This window comes from Sphingomonas montana (assembly GCF_001956315.1).
GTDB classification, from domain to species: domain Bacteria; phylum Pseudomonadota; class Alphaproteobacteria; order Sphingomonadales; family Sphingomonadaceae; genus Sphingomonas_R; species Sphingomonas_R montana.
The window spans coordinates 1-21,018 of sequence record NZ_MOLY01000029.1 but is presented as its reverse complement, the minus strand read 5'-3'; the positions used below and the strand labels follow the sequence as shown (position 1 = coordinate 21,018).

Here is a 21,018-nt window from a genome sequence, read left to right as displayed (position 1 = left end):
CGATGGATAATGTGAGCCGGACCCACCGGGCCCGGCTCACCACTTGGCGCGCAGGCTTTGCGAACGCAATCGGCTTAGAAGGTTATCCGCGCCACGCCGCTGATCTGACGATCGTTCATGATGGCATCGCGCGGACGGGTCTCGATGCCGTAGAAGGTCGAGCGGACCGTGTTGGTCAGGTTGACCGCGTTCAGCGTCAGCGAGAAGTTCGGCGTCACGTTGGCGGTGATCGACGCATCGAGCTGCCCGGCGGCCTTCTGGAACACCGGCAGGTTGCCCGATCCGTTGCTCGATGTCGCCACCAGGAACTTGCTGCGCCAGTTATAGGCGACGCGTGCGGAGATGATGCCGCGCTCGTAGATGCCGATCACGTTGTAGTTGTACTTGGACAGACCCTGCAGCGGCAGCTGGCGTACCGGCCCCTCGGTTGCCGGGCTCGGCGCCGTGGAGTCGACGAAGGTGAAGTTGGCCTGCGCGCCGAGGCCGCCAAGCGGACCCGGCAGGAAGTCGAAGAACTGCTGATACGCCACTTCGGCGCCCTTCACCTTGGCGTTGGCGACGTTGCTGTACGACGTGACGCTGTAATTCGCGGTCAGGCCGTCGGTGAACGTGACCGCACGGGTGGAGATCCCGGTCTGGATATAATCCGAAATGTCCTTGTAGAAACCGGCCACGGTCAGCGAGCCGGTTCGTGCGAAATACCATTCGGCCGAAGCGTCGAGATTCTTCGAATTCATCGGCTTCAGGTCCGGGTTGCCGCCCGACGTATACTGCAACTGCGCGATCTGCGCGCGACCCGGCTCGGTGATGTTGAGGCTCGGGTTCAGCTGGTTGAGGTCCGGACGCGAGATATTCTTCGACAGCGCCAGGCGAAGCTGGAGCTTGTCGGTGAGATGCGCCCGGAAGTTGGCGCTTGGCAGGATCGACGTATAGTCGTCGGTGTTGCCGGCGGCGACGAAGGTCGTCGGGCCCGTGACCTGCGCCGTCCCGCCCGGGGGCGTGATCAGATCGGTCTGCTGGTAGAAGCCCGCGACCGCCAACTTGGTCTGGACGACGCGCAGACCGACATTGCCGTCGATCGGCACCGGCAGGTCGTCGGCCCTGAAGAACGCGGCACCGTAGCCGGTGTAGGTCTTCTGCGACTGGGTGGTCGTGCTGCTGGGCAGGAAGTTCGGCAGAGTCGTGATGCCGAGCGCGGCGCGTGTCGCGTCGTAATCCTGCGTGATGCCACGCGAGAACAGCAGCGCGTCACCGAACAGGTCGGCATCACCGCGGAAGAAATTGCCGAAATCCGCGAATTCCAGCTGCGTCGGCACGGCGTTCAGGCCGGTGTAGCGGTAGCCGGTATCGCTGTAGCGGTTGCTGCGATCCGCGTAGCGGACGCCGACCTTGATCGACTGCAGCACGCTGCCGTCGAACTTGTACTCGCCGTCCAGCCGCGCGGTCTTGTCCGTGCCCTTCGAGCGGTTGAGGTTGTCCAGATAGAAGGCCGAGCCATAGGTCGCCGCGTTGGTCAGGCCGGTCGGCGTCGTGATCGTGAACGCCGGCACGCTGCCCGTGATGTCCTGCGTCAACGTGCCGTCGCTGTTGCCGTTCAGGCCGACGATCGAGCGCGTGCGCCGGGTCTTGGAATCGACATACTGACCATCGGCGGTGATCGTCAGGTTCGGCGTCGGCCGCCACCTGCCGTTCAGCGAATAATCGGTGGTCGTCGAACGCCGGTTTTCCAGGCTGGTGTTGGCGGCCACCCGGATATTCCGGAAAGCCCCGCTCTGGAAGTCACCGTTCGGCGCGAAGGTGAACGCCGCACCCGGCAGCGGCGAAACGTTCGTCGCGCCCTCCGCGGCCTGCGCGAAATAGCTGAAGTCGTCGTAGCGGAACTTGTAGTCGTTGCGGAACACCTCGCCGGTGAACTCGAGCGTATCGGTCGGACGCCACTGCACCGAGGCGTCGATACCGAAGCGGCGGCGGCCACCATTGACCTGGCCGATCCCCGTACCACGCGGGAGGGTCGTGACCTGACCGGTCCGGCCAAGCGTCGCAAGCGAGGCGATCGATGCCGCACGAACGACGGGATCGGGATCGTTGGGGTCGAGCAGGTTGAACGGCTCGGTCGAGATCGTGTCCTGGCTGAACACGGTCTTCTGGTATGACGCGCTGACCAATACGCCGATCTCGCCGATGCCGGTGTCCCACCGATCGCTGAGCAGCAGCGAGCCCGTGGGCTGGCTCTTGCGTGCAAGGTCGTAATAGGTGTTCGTCGCCGCGGCCGAGATCTTGAAGCCGTCGAAGTCGAACGGTTTGCGCGTCCGGAAGTTGATCGTGCCGCTCAGCTGGTCTTCGATCAGGTCAGCCGACGGATTCTTGTAGACGTCGATACCGGCAAGCAACTCGGACGGCACGTCCTCGAGGCTCAGCGAGTTGCCGGTGCCGCTGGCGGTGAAGATGTCACGGCCGTTCAGCTCGGTGCGGACCTGCGACAGACCGCGGATCGCGACCGAGCTGCCTTCGCCGTAGTTGCGCTGGATCTGAATGCCCGAGATACGCTGCAGCGCCTCGGCGATATTACGATCGGGCAGTTTGCCGATGTCTTCGGCAACGATCGAATCGACGATCTGCGCCGAGTTGCGCTTGATGTTCTGTGCCGACTGGAGACTGGCGCGTACCCCGGTGATGACGATCTCGTCTCCGGCAGGCGCCGCGCCTTCGGCCTGCGCGCCGACGACCCCGGTATCGGCGCTGGGTGCCACCGTACCGCTCTGCTCCACTGCCGCAGGCCCGGCGGGTGCCACAGGCGCGTCGGGTGCCGTCTGCGCGGTGGCGGGCATGGCCCAGCCCAGCAGCAGTGCGGCGACCGAAGCCCCGGTTTCCAAACGCATTCCCCGAACGCGACGCGATGCAGCCGAACCAACCATGACGTAATCCTCTCCAGACTGGCGGCCCCTGCCGGAGCGCTTGCCATATCCCTAGGCCTATGGACCAAATTATGAAATATGAAAAACACTTTCACGTGTGAACTTTTGCTGGCATCTTGCGGTAGGTCAGCGGGCTCGTAGAAGCCGTGGTACGGACGGTGAGGAGGGCAAATGGCAGACAGATCGCGCTATCAGGCGCCGGCGCTGAAAAAGGGGCTCGAAATCCTCGAGCTGCTCGCGTCTGCGGCCGGCCCGCTCAACATGTCCGATATCTCGACCGCGCTTGGTCGCTCGGTCAGCGAAATATTCCGCATGCTCCAGGTGCTTGAAGAACTTCGCTACATCGCGCGGGGCGAGGACGGCTATCGCCTGACCAACCGCCTGTTCGCGCTCGGCATGGGCCAGCCGCAGGTCCGCGACCTCGTCTCGACTGCGCTGCCCGTCATGCACGACGTCGCGCGGACGACCGGGCAGAGCTGCCATATGGCGGTCGCGTCGGGTGCCGAAATGGTCGTGATTGCCGGGGTCGAGGCACCCGGTCTGTCGGGTTTCGCCGTCCGGGTCGGCTATCGCCGCCCGCTCCACCGGTCCGCATCTGGGCGTGTGCTCCTCGCCTTCCAGTCGACGGAGACGCGTCACGCCATGATCGAAGAGGTGCGACAGACGGGTGCGGAGATCGACGAGGCAGCGCTGATCGCGCAACTCGACGGGCTTGTGGCAGACAAGGGCGGGACGACGCCAAGCCCGGTGCTGACCGCAATCACGGATATGTCGGTGCCGATCCTGGCGTCGGGCGTCGCGCGTGCGGCGCTGACGGTGCCGTTCGTCGACGGTCCGGTCAGCCGGATGACGCTGATCGCGTCACAGGAGGTCCTGCGCAACGCTGCCGCCCGCATCGCCGAACAGCTTGCTCCCGTGGTGCGCGACGGGGCGGGCACCGAACGTCAGCACGGAACCGAAGCATGACCACCGTTCGGTCGGCGGTGGCATGGCCCAGGCGATCGCCACCGCGCCTGCAAGGAATTGATATGCGCCTGCTGATCGTTGCCGCCATGCTGCTGTCGGCGCCTGCCGCCGCGCAGACGGTCGTTCCCGGCGATCCCTACGCCGACGACCCGGTCGGCATCGTCGCCGACCCATGCCCGACGCACCCCAAGCCGACCGGCGACTATCGGATGTTCAACCTGCACATGCTGACGCGCGATCACGGCCAGCTCGGCCGCTACGCCGCGCAGAACGCCGCGATCCGGACGCCGGTGCGCGTGGTGTTCATGGGTGATTCGATCACCGACAACTGGATCGGCGCCGACGCGTCGCTGTTCACGAACGGGATCGTCGACCGCGGCATTAGCGGCCAGACCACGCCGCAGATGCTGATCCGGTTCCGCAACGACGTTATCTTGCTGCACCCCCAGGCGGTGCACATCATGGCTGGCACCAACGACATCGCTGGAAACACCGGCGCCGCGACGATGACGACCGTGCAGGGCAACATCGCCAGCATGGCCGATCTCGCCCACGCGCACGGCATCAAGGTGATCCTCGCCTCGGTCCCGCCCGCCGCCGCCTTCCCGTGGAGCCCGTCGAAGCGTCCCGTGCCGCAGATCGCCGCACTCAACACCTGGTTGCGCGGCTATGCCAAGGCGCATGGCTACACCTATGTCGACTATCACGCCGCGCTGACCACGCCCGAAGGCGGTATGAAGCCCGGCCTGTCGAGCGACGGCGTGCATCCGACACCCGCCGGCTACGCCATCATGAAACCCCTCGCGCTCGCTGCGATCGCGAAAACGCTGGGATCGAAAAAATGACCTACGACCGCCGCGGCTTCCTTGCCGGCACCGCCGCCCTGAGCCTTGCCACCGCCGCCCATGCGGCCAGCCCCATGGGTCGCACAAAGGGTCCCGTGCAGGCCAGCTGGCCGTCGCTCATCGACAATTACCGCTATCCGGACTGGTTCCGCGACGCGAAGCTCGGGCTGTGGTCGCATTGGGGCCCGCAGGCGGTGCCCGAGCAAGGCGACTGGTATGGCCGCTTCATGTATATGCAGGGGCACCCGATGTATGAGCATCACCTGAAGACCTACGGCCATCCGTCGGTCGCGGGCATGAAGGACCTGCAGCACGCCTGGAAGGCCGAGCGTTGGGACCCGCAGGCGCTGATGGACCGCTATGTGAAGGCCGGCGCCAAATATTTCGTCGCGCTTGCCAACCACCATGACAATCTCGACTGCTATGACAGCCGCTACCACGCCTGGAACTCGCTGCGCGTCGGCCCCAAGCGCGACATCGTCGGCGAATGGGAGAAGATCGCGCGCGCCGCCGGCCTGAAATTCGGGGTGTCCAACCACGCGGCGCACGCCTGGCACTGGTATCAGCCGGCCTATGGCTACGATCCGGTCGGGCCGCGCAAGGGCGTCCGCTACGACGCGCACCGTCTCCGCAAGGCCGACGGCAAGGGCCAGTGGTGGGAGGGCCTCGACCCGCAGGAACTCTACACCGGTGGCCATGCCGTGCTGCCCGACGGTATCGACACGATCGAGGCGATGAACGCCTGGCACGACAAGAACAACGGCCAATGGGTCGAAACCGGCCCGAAGGATGACCCCGCCTATGTCACCCGCTGGCTGCTTCGCCAGACGGATCTGATCGCGAAGTACAAGCCCGACCTCGTCTATTTTGACGATTACGGTCTGCCGTTCGGCCCCGTCGGACTCGAGGCGGCGGCCGACTATTACAACCGCTCGATCCAGTGGCACGGCAAGATCGATGTTGTCCTGACCGGCAAGCAGCTGAAGCCGCACGAGCGGTTCGGCATCGTCCAGGACGTCGAGAAAGGCTTCACCGATCATCTCTGGGAAGAGCCGTGGCAGACCGACACCTGCCTGGGCGACTGGTTCTACAACGTCGCCCGCCTCAACGAGCGCAACTACAAGACGGCAGAGGAGGTGATGCAGCGCCTTGCCGACGTAGTGTCCAAGAACGGCAACCTGCTGCTTTCCGTCCCGCAACCGGGCGACGGCTCGATCGATAAGGAGGAAGAGAAGATCCTCGACGGCATGGCCGCCTGGGTCGCGACGAACGGTGAGGCCATCTTCGGCTCGCGCCCATGGCGGATCTACGGCGAAGGGCCGACCAAACTGGCGGTCGGCATGCAGAACGAGAGCACGGCGAAACCCTTCACCGCGCAGGACATCCGCTTCACCACCAACAAGGGGGCGCTCTACGCGCTGTTCCTCGCCCCGCCGCGCGGCCCCGCGACGATCGGGTCGCTCGCGACCGGTCGCGCCCGCGGCGAGATCGAACGCGTGACGCTGCTCGGCGGCGGCACGGTGAAGCACCGCCGCGATGCGAGCGGCCTGCATCTCGACCTTCCGCGCGATACGGGGTTCGTCCCCGCGGTGCGGATCGAGGGCCGCGGGCTGGTCTGACTATCGCGCCAGCCTGAACCCGGTTCAGCATTCGCCGTTCCAAGAGCGCCAGCGCTCCGGGACGGGTGAATGCCGAACCGGGGCCGGCATGACGGAAGCGGGACGCCTATTTATATACCCCCATCGTCACCTTCAGCAGCACCGGCCGGTCGATGATATTGAGTCCATAATCGGTCTGGTCGCCGTTCCAGACGCTCGTTGTCGTCCAGCGGCCGTCCGTCAGCGTCCCCTCCTCGACCCGCACCATCATACCCTTGGCCGGGCCACCCGCCTTCGCGCCGAAATTCAGCCGGACATAATCGCCTGCCACCAGGAACTCGGTCGGCGACAGCTGTGCCACCACCGCACCGCCGACCGGCTGGTCCGCCCAGCCCGGCTTGTCGGCCTTGATCCAGGTCCAGTCCTTCTGCCCGAACTGCCACTGGCCAAAGCTGGCGGTGATCGACCAGTCGCCCATTACCGTCGACTGCGCCGCACCGTCGTCGCCCTTCGCGACACCCCAGGTCGGATGCGCGAGCGCAACCTTCGCCCATTCGCGCGCGATCGGTGCGAACAGCGCGTATTTCCGGGCGATCGCTCCGACTGTCTCTTCGTCGAGCACCTTGGCGCCGAGCGGGTAGTTGGAATAGCCCGTGTCATCCATGCCGAACGGCGCATAGCCGATCGCACCGCGCCCCAGCGCCGGCCAGAAGAAGCGCGCGAAGTCGGTCGCATTGCCGATCTCGGGCACCAGCAACGCATTGTCGCGCCGCGCATAGGCGCTCAGATACGCAACAACGTTGCTCGCCTTGCGGTCGTAGATATCGGGCGCCGCGGCGTCGATCGACGGCGCTGCCGCCTTCCAGATGTCGAGCACGTCCTGTTGCGGCCCGCCGCTTGCCACGCCGTTGGGGTCCGGCACGTTCGATGGCCCTGCAAGCGACGCATTCACGTACATCGGCAGCGGCTTGACCGCCTTGCCCGCCGCCGCGATCGCATCGACGAAGCGGGCGACGTGCCAGGTGTTGAACGCCCTATCCGCCTGCGCGCCGAACACCGCACTCCACGTCCCCGGCGCCTTGCCGAGCGCCTTGACCAGCGGAGCGGGCACGGCCTGCGCGAACAGTGCGTTCGCCTTCGCGCCATAGTCGCGCGGGTTGCTGTAACTTCCCGTCTCGTTCTCTGGCTGGACCATGATGACCGTATTCTGCGGATCGTGCGCCTTGAGATATTGCATCAGCGCGACGAACGCCTTCCTGTCCGCATCGCGTGTCGCAGGGAACATCGCCGAGAGGACACCATGGTCCTTGCCGTCGCGCGTCTTCATCCGCGGGAAGCGGCTATTGTCGAGCTTCACCCAGTCGGGCGTGTAGGCGAACGACGTGTTCTTCCAGGTCCCGAACCACAGCAGAACGACGCGCTTGTCGTGCGCCCGCGCCTGGTCGAGCAGCGCCTGGACGAAGGTGAAATCGAACTTGCCCTCGACAGGTTCGATCTGCTGCCACGCGACGGGCATCTCCAGCGTGTTCGCATGCAACCGGTCGAGCATCGGCCACACCATGGGCAGCTGCGATACGTAGTTGCTCGAATTGTTCGCCTGCGCCGCCAACATCAGGAACGGCGCGCCATCGACGATCAGCGCATGGCGTCCGTCACGGCTTTCGATCCGCGGGATCGGGGTCGTTTGCGCGACCGCAGGAGCGGACGCGAGCAGGGCCAGGGCGGCAATGGCGATACGCATAATATTCCTCTCCGGGCGGTGCCGTGTCGCGGCACCGCAATTGTCCGTACACCGCGCATGGTTTGCGCCCGTAAACAAGGATATCATAAGTAAAATTGTCGGGTGGGCAAGCGCCCCTCTCCCGGTAGAGCGACCATGCGACGTCAAACCCTCGCCGACGGCGCCGAGCCGGATGGAGCGCCAGTGCGCGCCTTCCCTGCCGCCGGTCAGGACCGCCACCAAAGCGGCCGGACAGGAAACGGCCCCGCATTCTGCGAACGGCGCGCGCTCGAAACTGGCGTTCTACGTGCCTTATGGTGCTGATCAGTTCGGCGTAGCCGCTTGACGCTTGACCCACATCGGTATTCCGGAAATCACGAATACTACGCCCGTGCATTCTGCGGCAATGCGCTGGTTGATGGTGCCGGCAAGATCACGAAATCGCCGGGCCAATGCATTGTCGGGTACTATCCCGAGACCAACCTCATTGGCCACGAATATAAGTCGGCTCCGGGCTTGTCCGATCGAACTGACGAGCTCGTTGATCCTGACGTCCGCGTTCTCGTCCGTAAGGAGCAGATTGGACGCCCATAAGGTCAGACAGTCGATCAGCAGCGTTTTTCCGTCCGCATCTTCGCTGGCGATCGCGCCCGCCAGATCGATCGGTTCTTCGATCGTCCGCCACCGCGCGTCGCGATCCGATTGATGACGGGCTATGCGCGACGTCATCTCGTCGTCGAACGCCTGCCCCGTGGCGATGAAGACCAGCTCCGCCAGGCTCGCCTCGGCGGCATCCTGCGCATATCGGCTCTTGCCGGAACGCGCCCCGCCAAGCACCAGCAGGCTTCTCCCAAAAGGCTCCACCGCGCTTACTCCCGTTTGGCTCTTGCCAGCCCGATACCGATACTCGATGGCAGCGGTCGTGACCCAAGTCGAGCATTCCCGTTGTCCGCTTTGACCCATCATGGCGGACGCGTAGACACCGCCACCAGGCTGTACCGCGATGCGCCAAGGCCCTGGCTGGACTTGTCGACCGGAATCAGTCCGTTTGCATGGAATGGGCTCGACGCCGCCTCGGTTGATCTGCGCACCTTGCCGTCGGCCAGGATGCTGGCGACGCTCGAAACGGTCGCGGCGCGGAGCTTTGGCGCGACGACCGTCGCGGTGGCGGCGCTTCCGGGGACCGAGATCGGCTTGCGGCTGCTGGCCGACCTCGACCTGCCGACCCCGGTCCGCCACGTCGGCCCGGCCTACCGCACCTATGCCGAGACGTTCGCGGACGCGGCCTGCATCGCATGGGAAGAACTGGACGCCGCGCTCGATCGCGGGGGCACCGTTCTGGTCGCCAACCCGAACAATCCCGACGGTCGCATGATCGCGCCGGAGCAACTGCTTGGCGCGGCGAGGCGGCTGGGCGAGCGGGGTGGCATGCTCGTCGTTGACGAGGCGTTCGCGGACGTGGATCCGGCGATCAGCGTCCTGCCGCATCTGCGCCCAGACGATCGCGTGCTGGTATTCCGATCGTTCGGCAAGTTCTTCGGCCTTGCCGGCGTGCGGCTGGGTTTCGCATGCGGGCCGGACGCGATCATTGCGGCGGTGCGACACCGACTGGGAAGCTGGCCGGTATCGAACACCGCGCTGGCGATCGGGACCGCTGCCTATCGCGACACCGACTGGATCGAAGCCGCACGGACACGCATCGCCGCCGCGTCCGCGGCGCTTGACGACCGCCTGCGCGCACGAGGCCTTGACCCGATCGGTGGCTGTCCACTGTTCAGGCTGGTGGAAACCGACGCCACCGCGCTGTTCGAAAGGCTGGCGCGCTGCGGTATCCTGACGCGACCGTTCGACTATGCGCCGCGCTGGCTCCGCTTCGGTCTGCCGGGCGACGAGGCGGGGCTGGACCGACTGACCCGCGCGCTTGACCGTGGCTGAGCCGGTCGCGCTGCTGGCGCTGGCGATCGATGCGGCCATCGGCTGGCCGGCGGCTGTCTATGCGCGCGTCGGACACCCCGTCGGCGCGTTCGCGCGAGTCATCAACGCCTGCGAGCGGCGGTGGAACGCGCCCGCGCGGTCGTTTACGGGCCGGCGCATGCTGGGGACAGCGACCCTCCTTCTCGTCGTTGGCCTGGCGGTCGCCACCGCCTGGCTGGCGCAGTGGGCGCTCGTCTCTTCGCTGGGTCGCCAGGCCTGGATCGGCGTCGCCCTGCTCGCGGCACCCGGCCTGGCGCAGCGGAGCCTGCACGATCATGTGACGCCGGTCGCGCGTGCTCTCAGCGGCGATATCGAGGACGCACGACGCGCGGTGGGGATGATCGTCGGGCGCGACGTGACCGCGCTCAACCGCCCCGGCATCGCGCGCGCGGCGATCGAGAGCCTGGCCGAAAGCTTCTGCGACGGGGTGGTCGCGCCCTTGTTCTGGTTGCTGGTCCTGGGCTTGCCCGGCCTGTGGGCCTATAAGGCGATCAATACCGCCGACAGCCTGATCGGTCATCGCGAGGAACGCTGGCGCGCGTTCGGCTGGGCGGCGGCGCGGACCGACGATGTGGTCAACCTGATCCCCGCGCGGCTGTCGGGCGTACTGCTATGCGCGAGCGGCGGCGGCGGCTGGCGAACGATGTGGCGCGACGCGGGCAAGCATGCGTCGCCGAACGCGGGCTGGCCCGAGGCGGCAATGGCCGGCGTCCTCGACCTGCAACTCGCCGGTCCCGCCACCTATGACGCGGTGATGCTCGACAAGCCCTGGATCGGCGGCGGGCGCACCGACGCGGGCGTGGGCGATATCGGTGACGCGCTGCGGCTCTATCGTCGCGCGTGCCTGGCGCTCTGGTTCATCGCGGGAGCCGTCGCATGGGCGCGCTGATGCTGCAGGGCACCGGTTCCGACGTCGGCAAGTCGGTGCTGGTCGCCGGGCTGTGCCGCGCCTTCGCCAATCGCGGGCTGGCAGTCCGGCCTTTCAAGCCGCAGAACATGTCGAACAACGCCGCGGTGACTGCCGCGGGTGGCGAGATCGGCCGCGCCCAGGCGACGCAGGCGATGGCGGCACGCGTCGAACCGCATGTCGACATGAACCCGGTGCTGCTGAAACCGCAGGGCGACCGCACGTCGCAGCTGGTGGTGCTGGGTCAGGTCCGCGGGACGCTCGCCGCCGCCAATTGGCGCGAAGGGCGCGCCGGGCTGCTGACCGAGGTGCTGGGCAGCTATCGGCGGCTGCGGCGGGCCGCCGACATCGTCGTGGTCGAGGGAGCGGGCAGCCCGGCCGAGATCAACCTGCGCAGCGCCGACATCGCCAATATGGGCTTCGCACGCGCGGCCGGCGTTCCCGTGGTGCTGATCGGCGACATCGACCGCGGCGGCGTGATCGCGTCGCTGGTCGGCACGCGCGCGGTAATCGACCCGGCCGACGCTGCGATGATCCATGGTTTCCTGGTCAACAAGTTCCGCGGCGATCCGGCCCTGTTCGCCGACGGGTACCAGGCGATCGCGGCGCGCAGCGGCTGGCGCGGCTACGGCGTCGTGCCGTGGATGCCCGAGGCGGCGCGACTGCCGAGCGAGGACGCCGTGGCGCTGGAACGGCGTGTTCTGCGCGGGGATGGCCGCGTGGTCATCGCCTGCCCGGTCACCGCGCGCATCTCCAACTTCGACGATCTCGATCCGCTAAAGCTCGAACCCGGTGTGGAACTGGTGATGGTCCGGCCGGGCGAGGTCATCCCGGCGGACGCGGCGCTGATCGTGCTGCCGGGATCCAAGGCGACGATCGCCGGCCTCGCCTTCCTGCGGGCACAAGGTTGGGATATCGACATCGCGGCGCACCGCCGGCGGGGCCGTCCGGTTCTGGGATTGTGCGGTGGGTACCAGATGCTCGGGCGCACGATCGCCGATCCCCACGGCGTCGAAGGGGCGGCAAGCAGCGTGGCAGGGCTGGGCCTGCTCGACGTCGATACCGTGCTGACCGGCGACAAGACACTGACCCATGTCGCGGGAACGGCGATCGGGGCGTCGTTCGACGGATATGAGATGCACATGGGGGTGACGACCGGCCCCGATGCCGATCGCCCGGTCGCGCATTTCGACGATGGGCGCATCGACGGTGCCACCAGCCCCGACGGGATCGTCAGCGGCAGCTACGTCCACGGACTGTTTGCCGATGCGCGACAGCGGCGCGCCTGGCTCAGCCGCATCGGGGTAGAGGGAAGCGGGCCGGATCACCGCGCCTCGATCGATGCCGCGCTCGACATGATCGCGGATCATCTCGAACGCCATGTCGACATCGACGGTCTGCTGGCCTTGTCAGAAACGGCCGAAGGCAAGTAGCGCGACCAGCAGCCCGGTCTCGACCATCTCGATTCCGGCACCATGGCAGTCACCGCTCACCCCGCCGACGCGGCGGCCGAGCCACCACCCCCACCCGGCGATCAGGATCGGCGCGGCCAGCAGGGCGGGTGACAGGAGGGTGCCCGCCGCAAGCAGCGCCCCCCAGCCCGCGACGTCCCGCCATCGGGCCGCCTTTGCCACGGCAACGCCGAGGCCGCCGGGTCGCAGCGGCGGCAACCATCTGGCCCAGGCGAGCGGACCGATCCGTGCGGCGGCGGGGACCAGGATCACCGTCCACCAGACCGGAAGAAGCGCATGAAGGAGCACGAGCTTGGCCATCAGCTGGATCAGGATCGCGACGACACCGAAACTGCCGATATGCGGATCGGCCATCACCGCCAGGAAGCGTTCGCGGTTGGCGTGGCGGGCGCCAAGGCCATCGGCCAGGTCGCCAAGCCCGTCGAGGTGCAGGGCACCGGTAATCGCGACCCACAAGGCCAGCGCCGCCAACGCGCCGAACCATGGATCGAGCTGGCTCGTCGCCCAGCCGCCGATCGCAACGATCGCCCCGATCACTAGACCCACGATCGGATAGCGCCGAATCGCGGCGGCGAAATCATCCGCGTCGGCCTCGATCTGCGGCGTCGGCAGCCGGGTCAGGAAGCTGAACGCGACGATCGTCCGCTTCACGTGTGCAACGCCACGATCTGCGCGGTCGGCTCCTGGCCACGCCACAGGCGCAGCGACAGGAGTGCGGCATAGGGCAGGTGGACCGACCACACCTGACGGTGATCGAACCCGCACAGATGCGCCAGCGCCGCGCGAATGGCGCCTGCATGGGTGACGACCAACGTGGTGCCGTCGATCGACGCCAGCACCTCCCCTACCCTTGCCACGAGCGCCGACCAGCGCTCGCCGCCGGGCGGCGGACCTGCATCGGGATCGGCCCAGAAGGCGGTCAGCGCACCTGCGTCGATCTCGGCGGCGGCGAGCCCGTCCCACTGTCCGAAATCGAGTTCCCGCCAGCGGGGATCGCCCGACACCACATGGCCGGCAATCGCTTCGGCGCAGGCACGCGCGCGGCGCAGGTCGGATGACGCGATGCGATCCCACGCCAGCCCCTGCCCCCTCGCGCGACATGCCGCGATCCCGGCGGGCGTGGCCGGGCTGTCGGTATGTCCCAGCATCCGCCCGGCCGCCTCGGGCTCACCGTGGCGCATGAGGTGAAGCAGGATCGGCGCGCTCAACCCGCGGCCACCCCCGCTTCGGCGAACGTCGCCATGCCGTCGTGCGCGGCGACGGCGGCGCGGATCACGCCGGTCGCCACCGCCGCGCCGCTGCCCTCGCCGAGCCGCATGCCCAGCGCGAGCAAAGGCTCCAGATGAAGCCGGTCGAGCAAACGGGCATGCGCGGGCTCCGCCGAACAATGGCCGGCGATCAGGTGGCCGACGATGTCCGGGTTCTGTGCGGCCAGCGGTGCAATCGCGGCCGTGCAGATGAAGCCATCGATCACGACCGGTACGCGCTTATGGCGCGCGGCGACGACCGCGCCGGCGATCGCCACGATCTCGCGCCCGCCCAGACGCCGCAGTGTTTCGAACGCCGTCATCGGCGCGGCGGCATGATGGGCCAGCGCACGGTTGACGACCGCCGCTTTCCGGGCGACGCCAGAAGCGTCCAGTCCGGTACCCGGACCGACCCAATCCGCCGCCGATCCGCCAAGACTGCGCGCGCATAGCGCCGCTGCGGCCGTCGAGTTGCCAATCCCCATCTCGCCCAGGATAAGCAGTTCTAGCCCCTCCTCGACCACATCGGCGCCGAGATTGAGCGCATGAAGGCACTCGTCTTCGGTCATCGCCGCGTCGACGGTGAAATCCTGCGTCGGTCGATCGAGATCGATCGGCACCACGATCAGTTCCGCTCCGGCACTGGCCGCGAGTGCATTGATCGCGGCGCCTCCCCTCTGGAAGTTCGCGACCATCTGTGCCGTTACCGCAGCGGGAAAGGCGCTGACGCCATGCACGACAATACCGTGGTTGCCGGCGAAGATCGCGGCGCGCACGCGATCCAGGCGGGGTCGCGCCCGCCTTTGCCATCCGGCGAGAAATATCGCTATCTCCTCCAGCCGCCCTAGCGACCCTGGTGGCTTGGTCAGTTCCCCCTGCCGCGCCGCCGCCGCGGCACTTGCCGCCGCGTCGGAACGCGGCAGGTCGTGAAGCGCCGCCTCGAACGCCGCGACCGACGCAAAGCCGCTCATTCGACCACGAAACCCGCAGGCGGCGTGCGGGTGATGAAATGGCCCTTCACGCCTGCGGGCCAGTCGCGATACGCTACCTGGCCTTCGTCGCTGGCGGCATAATGGACCATGTAGTCGAGGATCGCACGCGCCGAGTCCGGGTCGGGGGCGAAGCGCCCCAGGACATAGCCGACCTTGCCGGGCGCGCGGAAATGAACGGTACACGCCTCCTGGCAGGCGAACAGGCAGGGCATTTCCTGGACCGCTATGCCTGCATATTCCGCCCGTTCGCTCTGGACCGCACGCAACGCTGCGACCAGAAGCGCGCCGCCGCGCCGACCCTCGCCATCCTCACGCGCGGTGGCGGACAGCCGGCAACTGTTGCACGCGACCACCGCCGGGCCGTCCTGCGCGGGCTTCAGCACTGGGTCGAGCCTGTCATGCGGTGACCGGACGCGAAGCCGATGCCGCGGGCACGCCGACCGCGGTCAGGACCCGGTACAACGCGACCAGCCCGACCAGGATCGCGGCATTGCGGACGAACTGGCGCACCATGATTTCAACCGACAGTGCCGCATCGGCATGGCCGATCAGCGGCACGCTGAGCGCGATGGCGAGCTTGAACGCGACAAACCCTGCGACATAAGTGGCCGCCAGTCTGATGGGTGTCGAACGCCCTGTCGTCGCCTTCGCCGCAAGGAGCGCGGCGAGTGCCGAAGCGACGGCCGCCCCGCCGATCGCGCACCCGGTCAGCAGCGTGTCGGCATCCTGCGGATAGCCCTTGAAGCCGAAGCCGATGACCTGGCTGACCACCCAGGCGGCGATCATCAGCGGAACGGCGGCGCGGGGCCGGAGATAGACCGCAGCGATGGCGGCGAGCGCGGGAAACGGCGTCGCGCACGCGAACGCCAGCGTCGTAACGGTGCTTGCCACCGTCAGGAGCAGGACCCAGAGGCCCGAGGTCTGGTCGCCCGAAAGCGGGTTGGTCATCGTCTTGGCCATGCTGTCCTCCATCAGAAACGTCCGCGCAGACCGGCATACGCGCTGCGTCCCAGCGTGTTGTACCGAAACGCGGTCTGGTATCGCTTGTCGAAGGCATTCTCGACGCGGGCGAACACGCGGACTTCCGGCGAGACAACCAGCTCCGCGCGAAAATCGACCAACGTGTACGAGTCGAGCCGGATCGTGTTGGCCGCATTGTCGAAGGCGCGCCCCGACCAGCGCAAGGCTGCACCAGTGGTCAGCCCGAACGGCAGGGTGTAGCTGATCGAACCATTGGCCGAATGGCGCGGTCGGCGGGGAAGCCACAACCCGAAGCCGGTCCCCGGCGAACGATCTTCCGATACGGTCCAGCTATAATTGCCATCGACGGCCAGACGCGTTCCGACGCGCACCTGCCCCACCGCCTCGACGCCCTTGGCGAAGGCCCGCGCGATGTTCTGGTAGAAGCCCGACCGGCGGATCGTCGTGCCCGGCTGGAAGCATCGGGGATCGGCGGTTCCCGCAGCACAGCTCGAAAAGATGATCTGGTCGGTCGTCCGCCGCTCGAAATAGGTCCCGCCGAACGACACCGCGCCGTCGAGCACCCGCTGCTGGCCTCCGACCTCCCAACCTTCGGCCTGTTCCGGGTCTAGCGACTGGACGCCGAACTCGGAGAACAGCTGGTACAGGGTCGGCGCCTTGAACCCTTCGGCATAGCTGGCACGCAGCACGGTGCCGGTCGGCAGCACCCAGGCCGCGCCGCCCGCGAACAAGGTCTGCGATCCGTAGCGATTATGATCGTCATGACGAACGCCGCCGGTCACCGTCAGTCCGTCGATCAGTTCCGCGTTGAGTTCGCCATATGTGCCCGTGATCTCGGCGCGACCGATCGCGGGGGCCGGGATGGGGGTCGCGAGGGACGCCGGTGGCGACACGCTGCGGAAGCGCGAGCGTTCGTTCTCGATCCCGAACGTCGCGTTCCAACCCTTGGCAATGGCAAAGCTGCCCTGATACTCCAGCCGCTCGTTGCGGCCGGCTGCGTCGAAGCTGCGCTGGCGCGCGCGCGTCCGGCTGAAATTGTCGCGGTCCGTATCGGTGTAGCCATAGCCGAACCGGTTGCGCAGACGCCCGTCCAGCAGGTCGACGTTCAGACCGGCATAGCCGACGAATTCGCGGTTGAACGAATAATCGAGCGTATCGGCGGTCGTCGAATCAAGCTCGGTCCGGCCGCTGGAGTAATAGCCGCGGACCTCGGCGCTGACCCCCTGGATGATGTCCAGCATCGCGCGCCCGGTCGCGCTCCGGTTGCGATAGCCATCGGTTTCGCGGCCGCCGAACGCGGGCGCGATGGCGGAAATGCCGTCGGTGGCGAACGCCTGTCCGCCGATGCGCCAGCTGAGCGGCCCGTTCTTCCCGCCGATCGCCGCGCGCGCGCTGACCGTTTCGCGCGATCCGCTCTCGACGTCGAAGCTCCCCTCCAGCGCGCGCTCGGGCAGTGGGGTCACGATGTTGACCACGCCGCCAATCGCCTGGCTGCCCCACAGGACCGACTGCGGCCCGCGCAGGACCTCGATCCGCGCCGCATCACCCACCAGCAGATTGGCGAAATTATACCCGCCGCCGGCGGACGATGGGTCGTTCAGCTTCACGCCGTCGATCACGACCACGGTCTGGTCCGGTTCGGCCCCGCGGATGCGCAGCAGGGTGTTGGTGCCGTAGCCGCCGTTGCGCGACAGGCTGACCCCGGGCGTGCGCAGCAGCAGGTCGGCCACGACGAGGTCCTGGGTGCGGTCGATTGCGGCCTTGTCGAGCACGGTGACCGCCGCGGCAACGCGGTCGATCGATGTCGGCGTCCTGGTCGCGGTGACGATGATGGCACCAGGCGCGGTCTTCAGCGTGTCGGGGTTATGACCGGTCTTCGCCTGATCGGTCGCCGCATCCGGCTTTGGTGCCTGTTGCGCCAAGGCAGGCGAGGTCGCGGCGATTGTGATCGGCAGTATGTATCTCAACATCGGGCATCCCATCATGACGATCGGGACTCGCGCGACGATGGGCAGGAGGCAAACACCTCCGCCCCGCGGCACGCGGGTCGGCGATATCGCCACTCGGGTTGATACCCGTTCGCTCGGCGCACCCTGGCCGGGACGAAAGACGACCGCGACGGGCAGGTCTCCTGGCTCGCGGGTCAATGCCGTTTCGGGCCCCCGGCAAGGCATGGCCTCGCTGGAGGTCCTTTGCGCCGCCTTCTCAGGATCCGAGGACCCCAATGGCATGTGGCGCAATGGCTCGCCGCTTACAGTTGCAGGGGCAGCCGGGGTCTTGCACCCCGTTCCCTATTAATCCCCGTCGCCGGGGAACCTGTCGCGCTACCGGCCTTACCGGCGGCCGCGGCGCGGGTCAACGCACGCGACGGCAGCTTGGTCAGGCGATTATGTGAAAGAAGCCGCCGGAGACGTTTCCGACCGCGTGACCGGCGGGCGCGAGCGAGGCCCCGGTGCCGTCCGCCATGTCCGCCAGCGTTGCCGGCGCGCCGTCGGTCTGCGACGCGTAGTGATATTCATGGCCCCAGGACGTCGTGCCGGCGGACACGAAGCCGAGATCGCGGCGCCACGTCGCACGGCGATAGCCCAGATGCAGCTTGCGGCGGGCAAAGCTGGTCTCGACCGGTAGCAGGTCGGCCATCGCGTGCCGCTGTCCATCCGCGTCCTCGAGCCCGCGCCCCAACACCATATAGCCCCCGCATTCGCCGTGGACCCGCCCATGCAGCGCGAACGCGCGCAGCCCGTCCAGGAAGTCGCGATTGCTCGCCAACCGTCCGGCATGAAGTTCGGGATATCCCCCGGGAAGCCAACAGGCATCGCAGCCGCGCGGCGGTGCCTCATCGGCAAGCGGGGAGAACCATGTGAGTTCGGCCCCAGCATCGCGCCAGCCCTGGACTATGTGCGGGTAGAGGAAGGCAAAGGCGTCGTCGCGGGCGATGGCGATCCGCTGACCCGGTGGCCGAATGGTCGCGGGCGCGCGCGGTGCGTCGAACGTGCCGCCCGCGGCGGCCGCGATCGCATCGAGGTCGCAACCGGCCGCGATCACATCGGCCATCGCATCGATCCGCTCCGCAAGGTCCGTGCGCTCACGCGCCTGCACCAGCCCCAGGTGCCGCGACGGCAGCGTCATGCGATCGTCGGCCGCAACGACGCCCAGCAGCGGCACGTCGATGCGCGCGAACCCCGCTTCGATCATCACACGGTGGCGAGGACTCGCGACCCGGTTGACGATCGCCCCCGCGATGGGCGGAGCAGCAGGATATAACGCAAGCCCATGTGCGACCGCAGCAACCGTCTGCGCGGCGCCCCCCGCGTCCAGCACGAGTATTATCGGCCAGCCGAGCATCGTTGCAACCGACGCACTGGTACCGGATCGTTCCGCGATGGTCAGTCCGTCATAAAGACCCATCGCGCCTTCCGCGACGACCAGATCGACACCCCGCGCCACCGAGGCTGCGGCCCCTTTCACGCCTTCCGGTCCCAGAGCGAAGCCGTCGAGGTTGAACGATGATCGCCCGGTCGCGGCCGCGTGGAAGCCGGGGTCGATATAGTCGGGACCTGCCTTGGCCCCGGCCACGCGCCGCCCGGTCCGCGCCAGCGCACGTTGCAGCCCTACCGTGATGACGGTCTTGCCCGCCCCCGACCGCGCGGCGGCAACGAGAAGACCCCGACCGAGCATCGGGCTCAAAATTCGATTCCGGCCTGCGCCTTCACGCCGGACCGGAACGGATGTTTGACCACCGTCATCTCGGTGACGAGGTCGGCGATGTCGATCAGCCCTTGCGGCGCGTTGCGGCCGGTGATCACGACATGCTTCATTGCGGCGCGCGCGGAAACGGCGGCCAGCACCTCGTCCAGCGGCAGATAATCGTAGCGCAACACGACGTTAAGCTCGTCGGCGACCACCATCGCATAGCTTGGGTCCGCGATCATGCGCCGGACCTCGTCCCAGGCGGTCCGCGTGGTCGCGACGTCCCGGGCGCGGTCCTGCGTGTCCCAGGTGAAGCCCTCGCCCATCGGCTTGAATTCGACCAGATCGGGGAACGCATCGAAGATGATCTTTTCGCCGGTGGTCATCGCGCCTTTCACGAACTGGACAACGCCAACCTTCATGCCGTGGCCCATCGCACGCGCGACCATGCCCAGCGCCGCGGTCGTCTTGCCCTTGCCCGCTCCGGTATGGACGATCAGCAGGCCCTTCTCGACGGTCTTGGTCGCCAGCTTAGCCTGCTGTGCCACCTGCTTCTTCTTCATGCGCTCATTATGTCTCGCGTCGTCCTGCACCGCCTGCCCCTTCGCGATCCGTCTGGTCCGATCCACGAAATGCCTTTTCTGTAGCCGCTCCGAGACGTCAACGGGCAATGGTCAACGTAGCGGATGACAGATTGCCTCGCTGGCACCTGACCGGATCGCCGGCGTGGCCCTGCTCGACACCGCACCCGCGCGGTTGACCAGGACCTGCACGACATTCGTCGCGCCAAGGCGGCCCGCTTCCCGACGGCTGTGGCCCTGAAAGAATACGAAGCGCCTGGTGGCTGCGTAGCTTTCCACGACGAATATCCGGGCTGCCCCAAAAAAAACAGTTCTACCGCCGGTCGGACTTTATTCCGTCACACTCAGCAGTTTCCCTAGTGTTCTCGTAAGTTAGTTTGTCCCTTCCCCACAAAGATTACGCATATTTTGTTTAATCTGATCGGCTGCGGTGTTTGTGCCGGGTCGTTTATCGTAGTCAGCGCCGAACGTTGGGGCAGCAGCACGGCGAGGCGCAACGACACCTTCGCCAACGGGCGGACCACCTGCACGCGATAGTTGAAGTACCGCGTTCTTGGCACGCTGTGCGAGCGGTTGCTTGCTCTCGAGCTCGTAGAAACTTTTGTCGAGGAGTATCGCCGTAAGGGCGAGGTTGCCCGAAGATCAGTGGCGACGGAGCGTACACGCCAAGCTCACAAGTCGCATCAGGCAGCTTATCGACATAGCTGATGGTATCGGTGATTGCCTCGATATGAAGGTAAAGATTGCTTCAGCGCTGACCGAGCGTGTTGCTCTTGATGCCCCGCTTGACGAAGCCGACGTGGCGCTAGCACTAGCGCTACATCCCAAACTTGCCGAAACGTACTGATGCACTGTCGAAGATTGACTAACGCACTGAACGCGCCGGGGATTGAACTCGTCGACGTGCGCGAAGAACTGCGCAACCTCATCGAGTTTCTCACGGAAGAACCAAGAAAAACGGACGCGGAGTGGATTTGATGGTCGACAGCCAGCTTGGTTAAAACCTACGAAATCACAGAATATCGCGCCGCATTCAGAAACTTGTGGAGGCCTTGGCTTTTGCCTGTGGTTTTGCACTGAGGTTGGACGCGCGAAAGCCTCCACGGCGGTGACCGAGGAGGCTTTTGCGG

The 21,018-nt window shown here is 66.8% G+C and carries 17 protein-coding genes and 1 riboswitch; of the genes, 6 read left to right on the top strand and 11 right to left on the bottom strand.

The window, feature by feature from the left end:
• Nucleotides 1-74: 74 nt before the first annotated feature.
• Nucleotides 75-2,879, bottom strand: a complete 2,805-nt coding sequence (locus BKY59_RS08220; protein WP_240500027.1) for a TonB-dependent receptor — start codon at nucleotides 2,877-2,879, stop codon at nucleotides 75-77.
• 207 nt (nucleotides 2,880-3,086) lie between these two features.
• Here BKY59_RS08220 and BKY59_RS08215 point away from each other — a divergent pair, with 207 nt between their 5' ends.
• From BKY59_RS08215 to BKY59_RS08205, 3 genes are all read left to right on the top strand, one after another.
• The gene (locus tag BKY59_RS08215) at nucleotides 3,087-3,881 is read left to right on the top strand and encodes an IclR family transcriptional regulator (protein WP_076070517.1); all 795 of its coding nucleotides are present in this window, start codon (nucleotides 3,087-3,089) and stop codon (nucleotides 3,879-3,881) included.
• Between the two features lie 62 nt (nucleotides 3,882-3,943).
• Nucleotides 3,944-4,726 carry an SGNH/GDSL hydrolase family protein gene (locus BKY59_RS08210; RefSeq protein WP_076070516.1) on the top strand — a complete coding sequence of 261 codons (783 nt, stop codon included), beginning with the start codon at nucleotides 3,944-3,946 and terminating at the stop codon, nucleotides 4,724-4,726.
• Nucleotides 4,723-6,345, top strand: coding sequence for an alpha-L-fucosidase (locus BKY59_RS08205; protein ID WP_076070514.1), 1,623 nt, complete (start codon nucleotides 4,723-4,725; stop codon nucleotides 6,343-6,345). Before BKY59_RS08210 ends, BKY59_RS08205 begins: the two co-directional genes overlap by 4 nt.
• 106 nt (nucleotides 6,346-6,451) lie before the next feature.
• Here the strand turns inward: BKY59_RS08205 and BKY59_RS08200 are convergent, their stop codons facing one another.
• Nucleotides 6,452-8,065 (bottom strand): DUF5597 domain-containing protein, encoded by a 1,614-nt coding sequence (locus BKY59_RS08200; protein ID WP_076070512.1) that lies wholly within the window; start codon nucleotides 8,063-8,065, stop codon nucleotides 6,452-6,454.
• Between the two features lie 303 nt (nucleotides 8,066-8,368).
• Nucleotides 8,369-9,010: a bifunctional adenosylcobinamide kinase/adenosylcobinamide-phosphate guanylyltransferase gene (gene cobU / locus BKY59_RS08195; protein ID WP_240500026.1), complete on the bottom strand. Its 642-nt coding sequence runs from the start codon at nucleotides 9,008-9,010 to the stop codon at nucleotides 8,369-8,371.
• Nucleotides 9,011-9,136: 126 nt separating this feature from the next.
• On the opposite strand from cobU, the gene BKY59_RS08190 reads away from it, so the two are divergent.
• Genes BKY59_RS08190 through BKY59_RS08180 form a run of 3 tightly spaced genes read left to right on the top strand, consistent with a single transcriptional unit; the run spans nucleotide 9,137 to nucleotide 12,358 of the window.
• Nucleotides 9,137-9,979, top strand: a complete 843-nt coding sequence (locus BKY59_RS08190) for an aminotransferase class I/II-fold pyridoxal phosphate-dependent enzyme (RefSeq protein WP_240500025.1) — start codon at nucleotides 9,137-9,139, stop codon at nucleotides 9,977-9,979.
• Nucleotides 9,972-10,907, top strand: a complete 936-nt coding sequence (gene cbiB / locus BKY59_RS08185; protein ID WP_076070507.1) for an adenosylcobinamide-phosphate synthase CbiB — start codon at nucleotides 9,972-9,974, stop codon at nucleotides 10,905-10,907. The genes BKY59_RS08190 and cbiB overlap by 8 nt, the downstream gene beginning before the upstream one ends.
• The gene (locus tag BKY59_RS08180; RefSeq protein WP_076070505.1) at nucleotides 10,895-12,358 is read left to right on the top strand and encodes a cobyric acid synthase; all 1,464 of its coding nucleotides are present in this window, start codon (nucleotides 10,895-10,897) and stop codon (nucleotides 12,356-12,358) included. The genes cbiB and BKY59_RS08180 overlap by 13 nt, the downstream gene beginning before the upstream one ends.
• Here BKY59_RS08180 and cobS read toward each other — a convergent pair.
• The 8 genes from cobS to cobO form a co-directional block, all read right to left on the bottom strand.
• Nucleotides 12,335-13,048, bottom strand: a complete 714-nt coding sequence (gene cobS, locus BKY59_RS08175) for an adenosylcobinamide-GDP ribazoletransferase (RefSeq protein WP_076070503.1) — start codon at nucleotides 13,046-13,048, stop codon at nucleotides 12,335-12,337. The genes BKY59_RS08180 and cobS overlap by 24 nt on opposite strands.
• Nucleotides 13,045-13,578 (bottom strand): histidine phosphatase family protein, encoded by a 534-nt coding sequence (locus BKY59_RS08170; protein WP_076070501.1) that lies wholly within the window; start codon nucleotides 13,576-13,578, stop codon nucleotides 13,045-13,047. Before BKY59_RS08170 ends, cobS begins: the two co-directional genes overlap by 4 nt.
• A 23-nt stretch (nucleotides 13,579-13,601) precedes the next feature.
• Nucleotides 13,602-14,615, bottom strand: a complete 1,014-nt coding sequence (cobT, locus tag BKY59_RS08165; protein WP_076070499.1) for a nicotinate-nucleotide--dimethylbenzimidazole phosphoribosyltransferase — start codon at nucleotides 14,613-14,615, stop codon at nucleotides 13,602-13,604.
• Entirely contained in the window at nucleotides 14,612-15,019 is a 408-nt protein-coding gene (locus BKY59_RS08160) for a DUF1636 domain-containing protein (protein ID WP_076070498.1), read from the bottom strand. Before BKY59_RS08160 ends, cobT begins: the two co-directional genes overlap by 4 nt.
• A gap of 13 nt (nucleotides 15,020-15,032) precedes the next feature.
• Nucleotides 15,033-15,596, bottom strand: coding sequence for a hypothetical protein (locus BKY59_RS08155; protein WP_129586295.1), 564 nt, complete (start codon nucleotides 15,594-15,596; stop codon nucleotides 15,033-15,035).
• Nucleotides 15,597-15,607: 11 nt separating this feature from the next.
• Complete coding sequence (locus BKY59_RS08150) at nucleotides 15,608-17,587, bottom strand: TonB-dependent receptor plug domain-containing protein (RefSeq protein ID WP_076070494.1); 1,980 nt, start codon at nucleotides 17,585-17,587, stop codon at nucleotides 15,608-15,610.
• 134 nt (nucleotides 17,588-17,721) lie between these two features.
• A riboswitch (cobalamin riboswitch) is annotated at nucleotides 17,722-17,952 on the bottom strand.
• Nucleotides 17,953-17,996: 44 nt separating this feature from the next.
• Complete coding sequence (locus BKY59_RS08145; protein WP_129586294.1) at nucleotides 17,997-19,295, bottom strand: cobyrinic acid a,c-diamide synthase CobB; 1,299 nt, start codon at nucleotides 19,293-19,295, stop codon at nucleotides 17,997-17,999.
• Nucleotides 19,296-19,300: 5 nt separating this feature from the next.
• Nucleotides 19,301-19,936, bottom strand: a complete 636-nt coding sequence (gene cobO, locus BKY59_RS08140) for a cob(I)yrinic acid a,c-diamide adenosyltransferase (protein WP_276205490.1) — start codon at nucleotides 19,934-19,936, stop codon at nucleotides 19,301-19,303.
• Nucleotides 19,937-21,018: the final 1,082 nt, after the last annotated feature.

Coding starts and splice junctions, on each gene's coding strand:
- BKY59_RS08220 (WP_240500027.1), bottom strand. CDS start 2,879: ATGCGTTTGGAAACCGGGGCTTCGGTCGCCGCACTGCTGCTGGGCTGG.
- BKY59_RS08215 (WP_076070517.1), top strand. CDS start 3,087: ATGGCAGACAGATCGCGCTATCAGGCGCCGGCGCTGAAAAAGGGGCTC.
- BKY59_RS08210 (WP_076070516.1), top strand. CDS start 3,944: ATGCGCCTGCTGATCGTTGCCGCCATGCTGCTGTCGGCGCCTGCCGCC.
- BKY59_RS08205 (WP_076070514.1), top strand. CDS start 4,723: ATGACCTACGACCGCCGCGGCTTCCTTGCCGGCACCGCCGCCCTGAGC.
- BKY59_RS08200 (WP_076070512.1), bottom strand. CDS start 8,065: ATGCGTATCGCCATTGCCGCCCTGGCCCTGCTCGCGTCCGCTCCTGCG.
- cobU (WP_240500026.1), bottom strand. CDS start 9,010: ATGATGGGTCAAAGCGGACAACGGGAATGCTCGACTTGGGTCACGACC.
- BKY59_RS08180 (WP_076070505.1), top strand. CDS start 10,895: ATGGGCGCGCTGATGCTGCAGGGCACCGGTTCCGACGTCGGCAAGTCG.
- BKY59_RS08170 (WP_076070501.1), bottom strand. CDS start 13,578: ATGCGCCACGGTGAGCCCGAGGCGGCCGGGCGGATGCTGGGACATACC.
- cobT (WP_076070499.1), bottom strand. CDS start 14,615: ATGAGCGGCTTTGCGTCGGTCGCGGCGTTCGAGGCGGCGCTTCACGAC.
- BKY59_RS08155 (WP_129586295.1), bottom strand. CDS start 15,596: ATGGCCAAGACGATGACCAACCCGCTTTCGGGCGACCAGACCTCGGGC.
- BKY59_RS08150 (WP_076070494.1), bottom strand. CDS start 17,587: ATGTTGAGATACATACTGCCGATCACAATCGCCGCGACCTCGCCTGCC.
- BKY59_RS08145 (WP_129586294.1), bottom strand. CDS start 19,295: ATGCTCGGTCGGGGTCTTCTCGTTGCCGCCGCGCGGTCGGGGGCGGGC.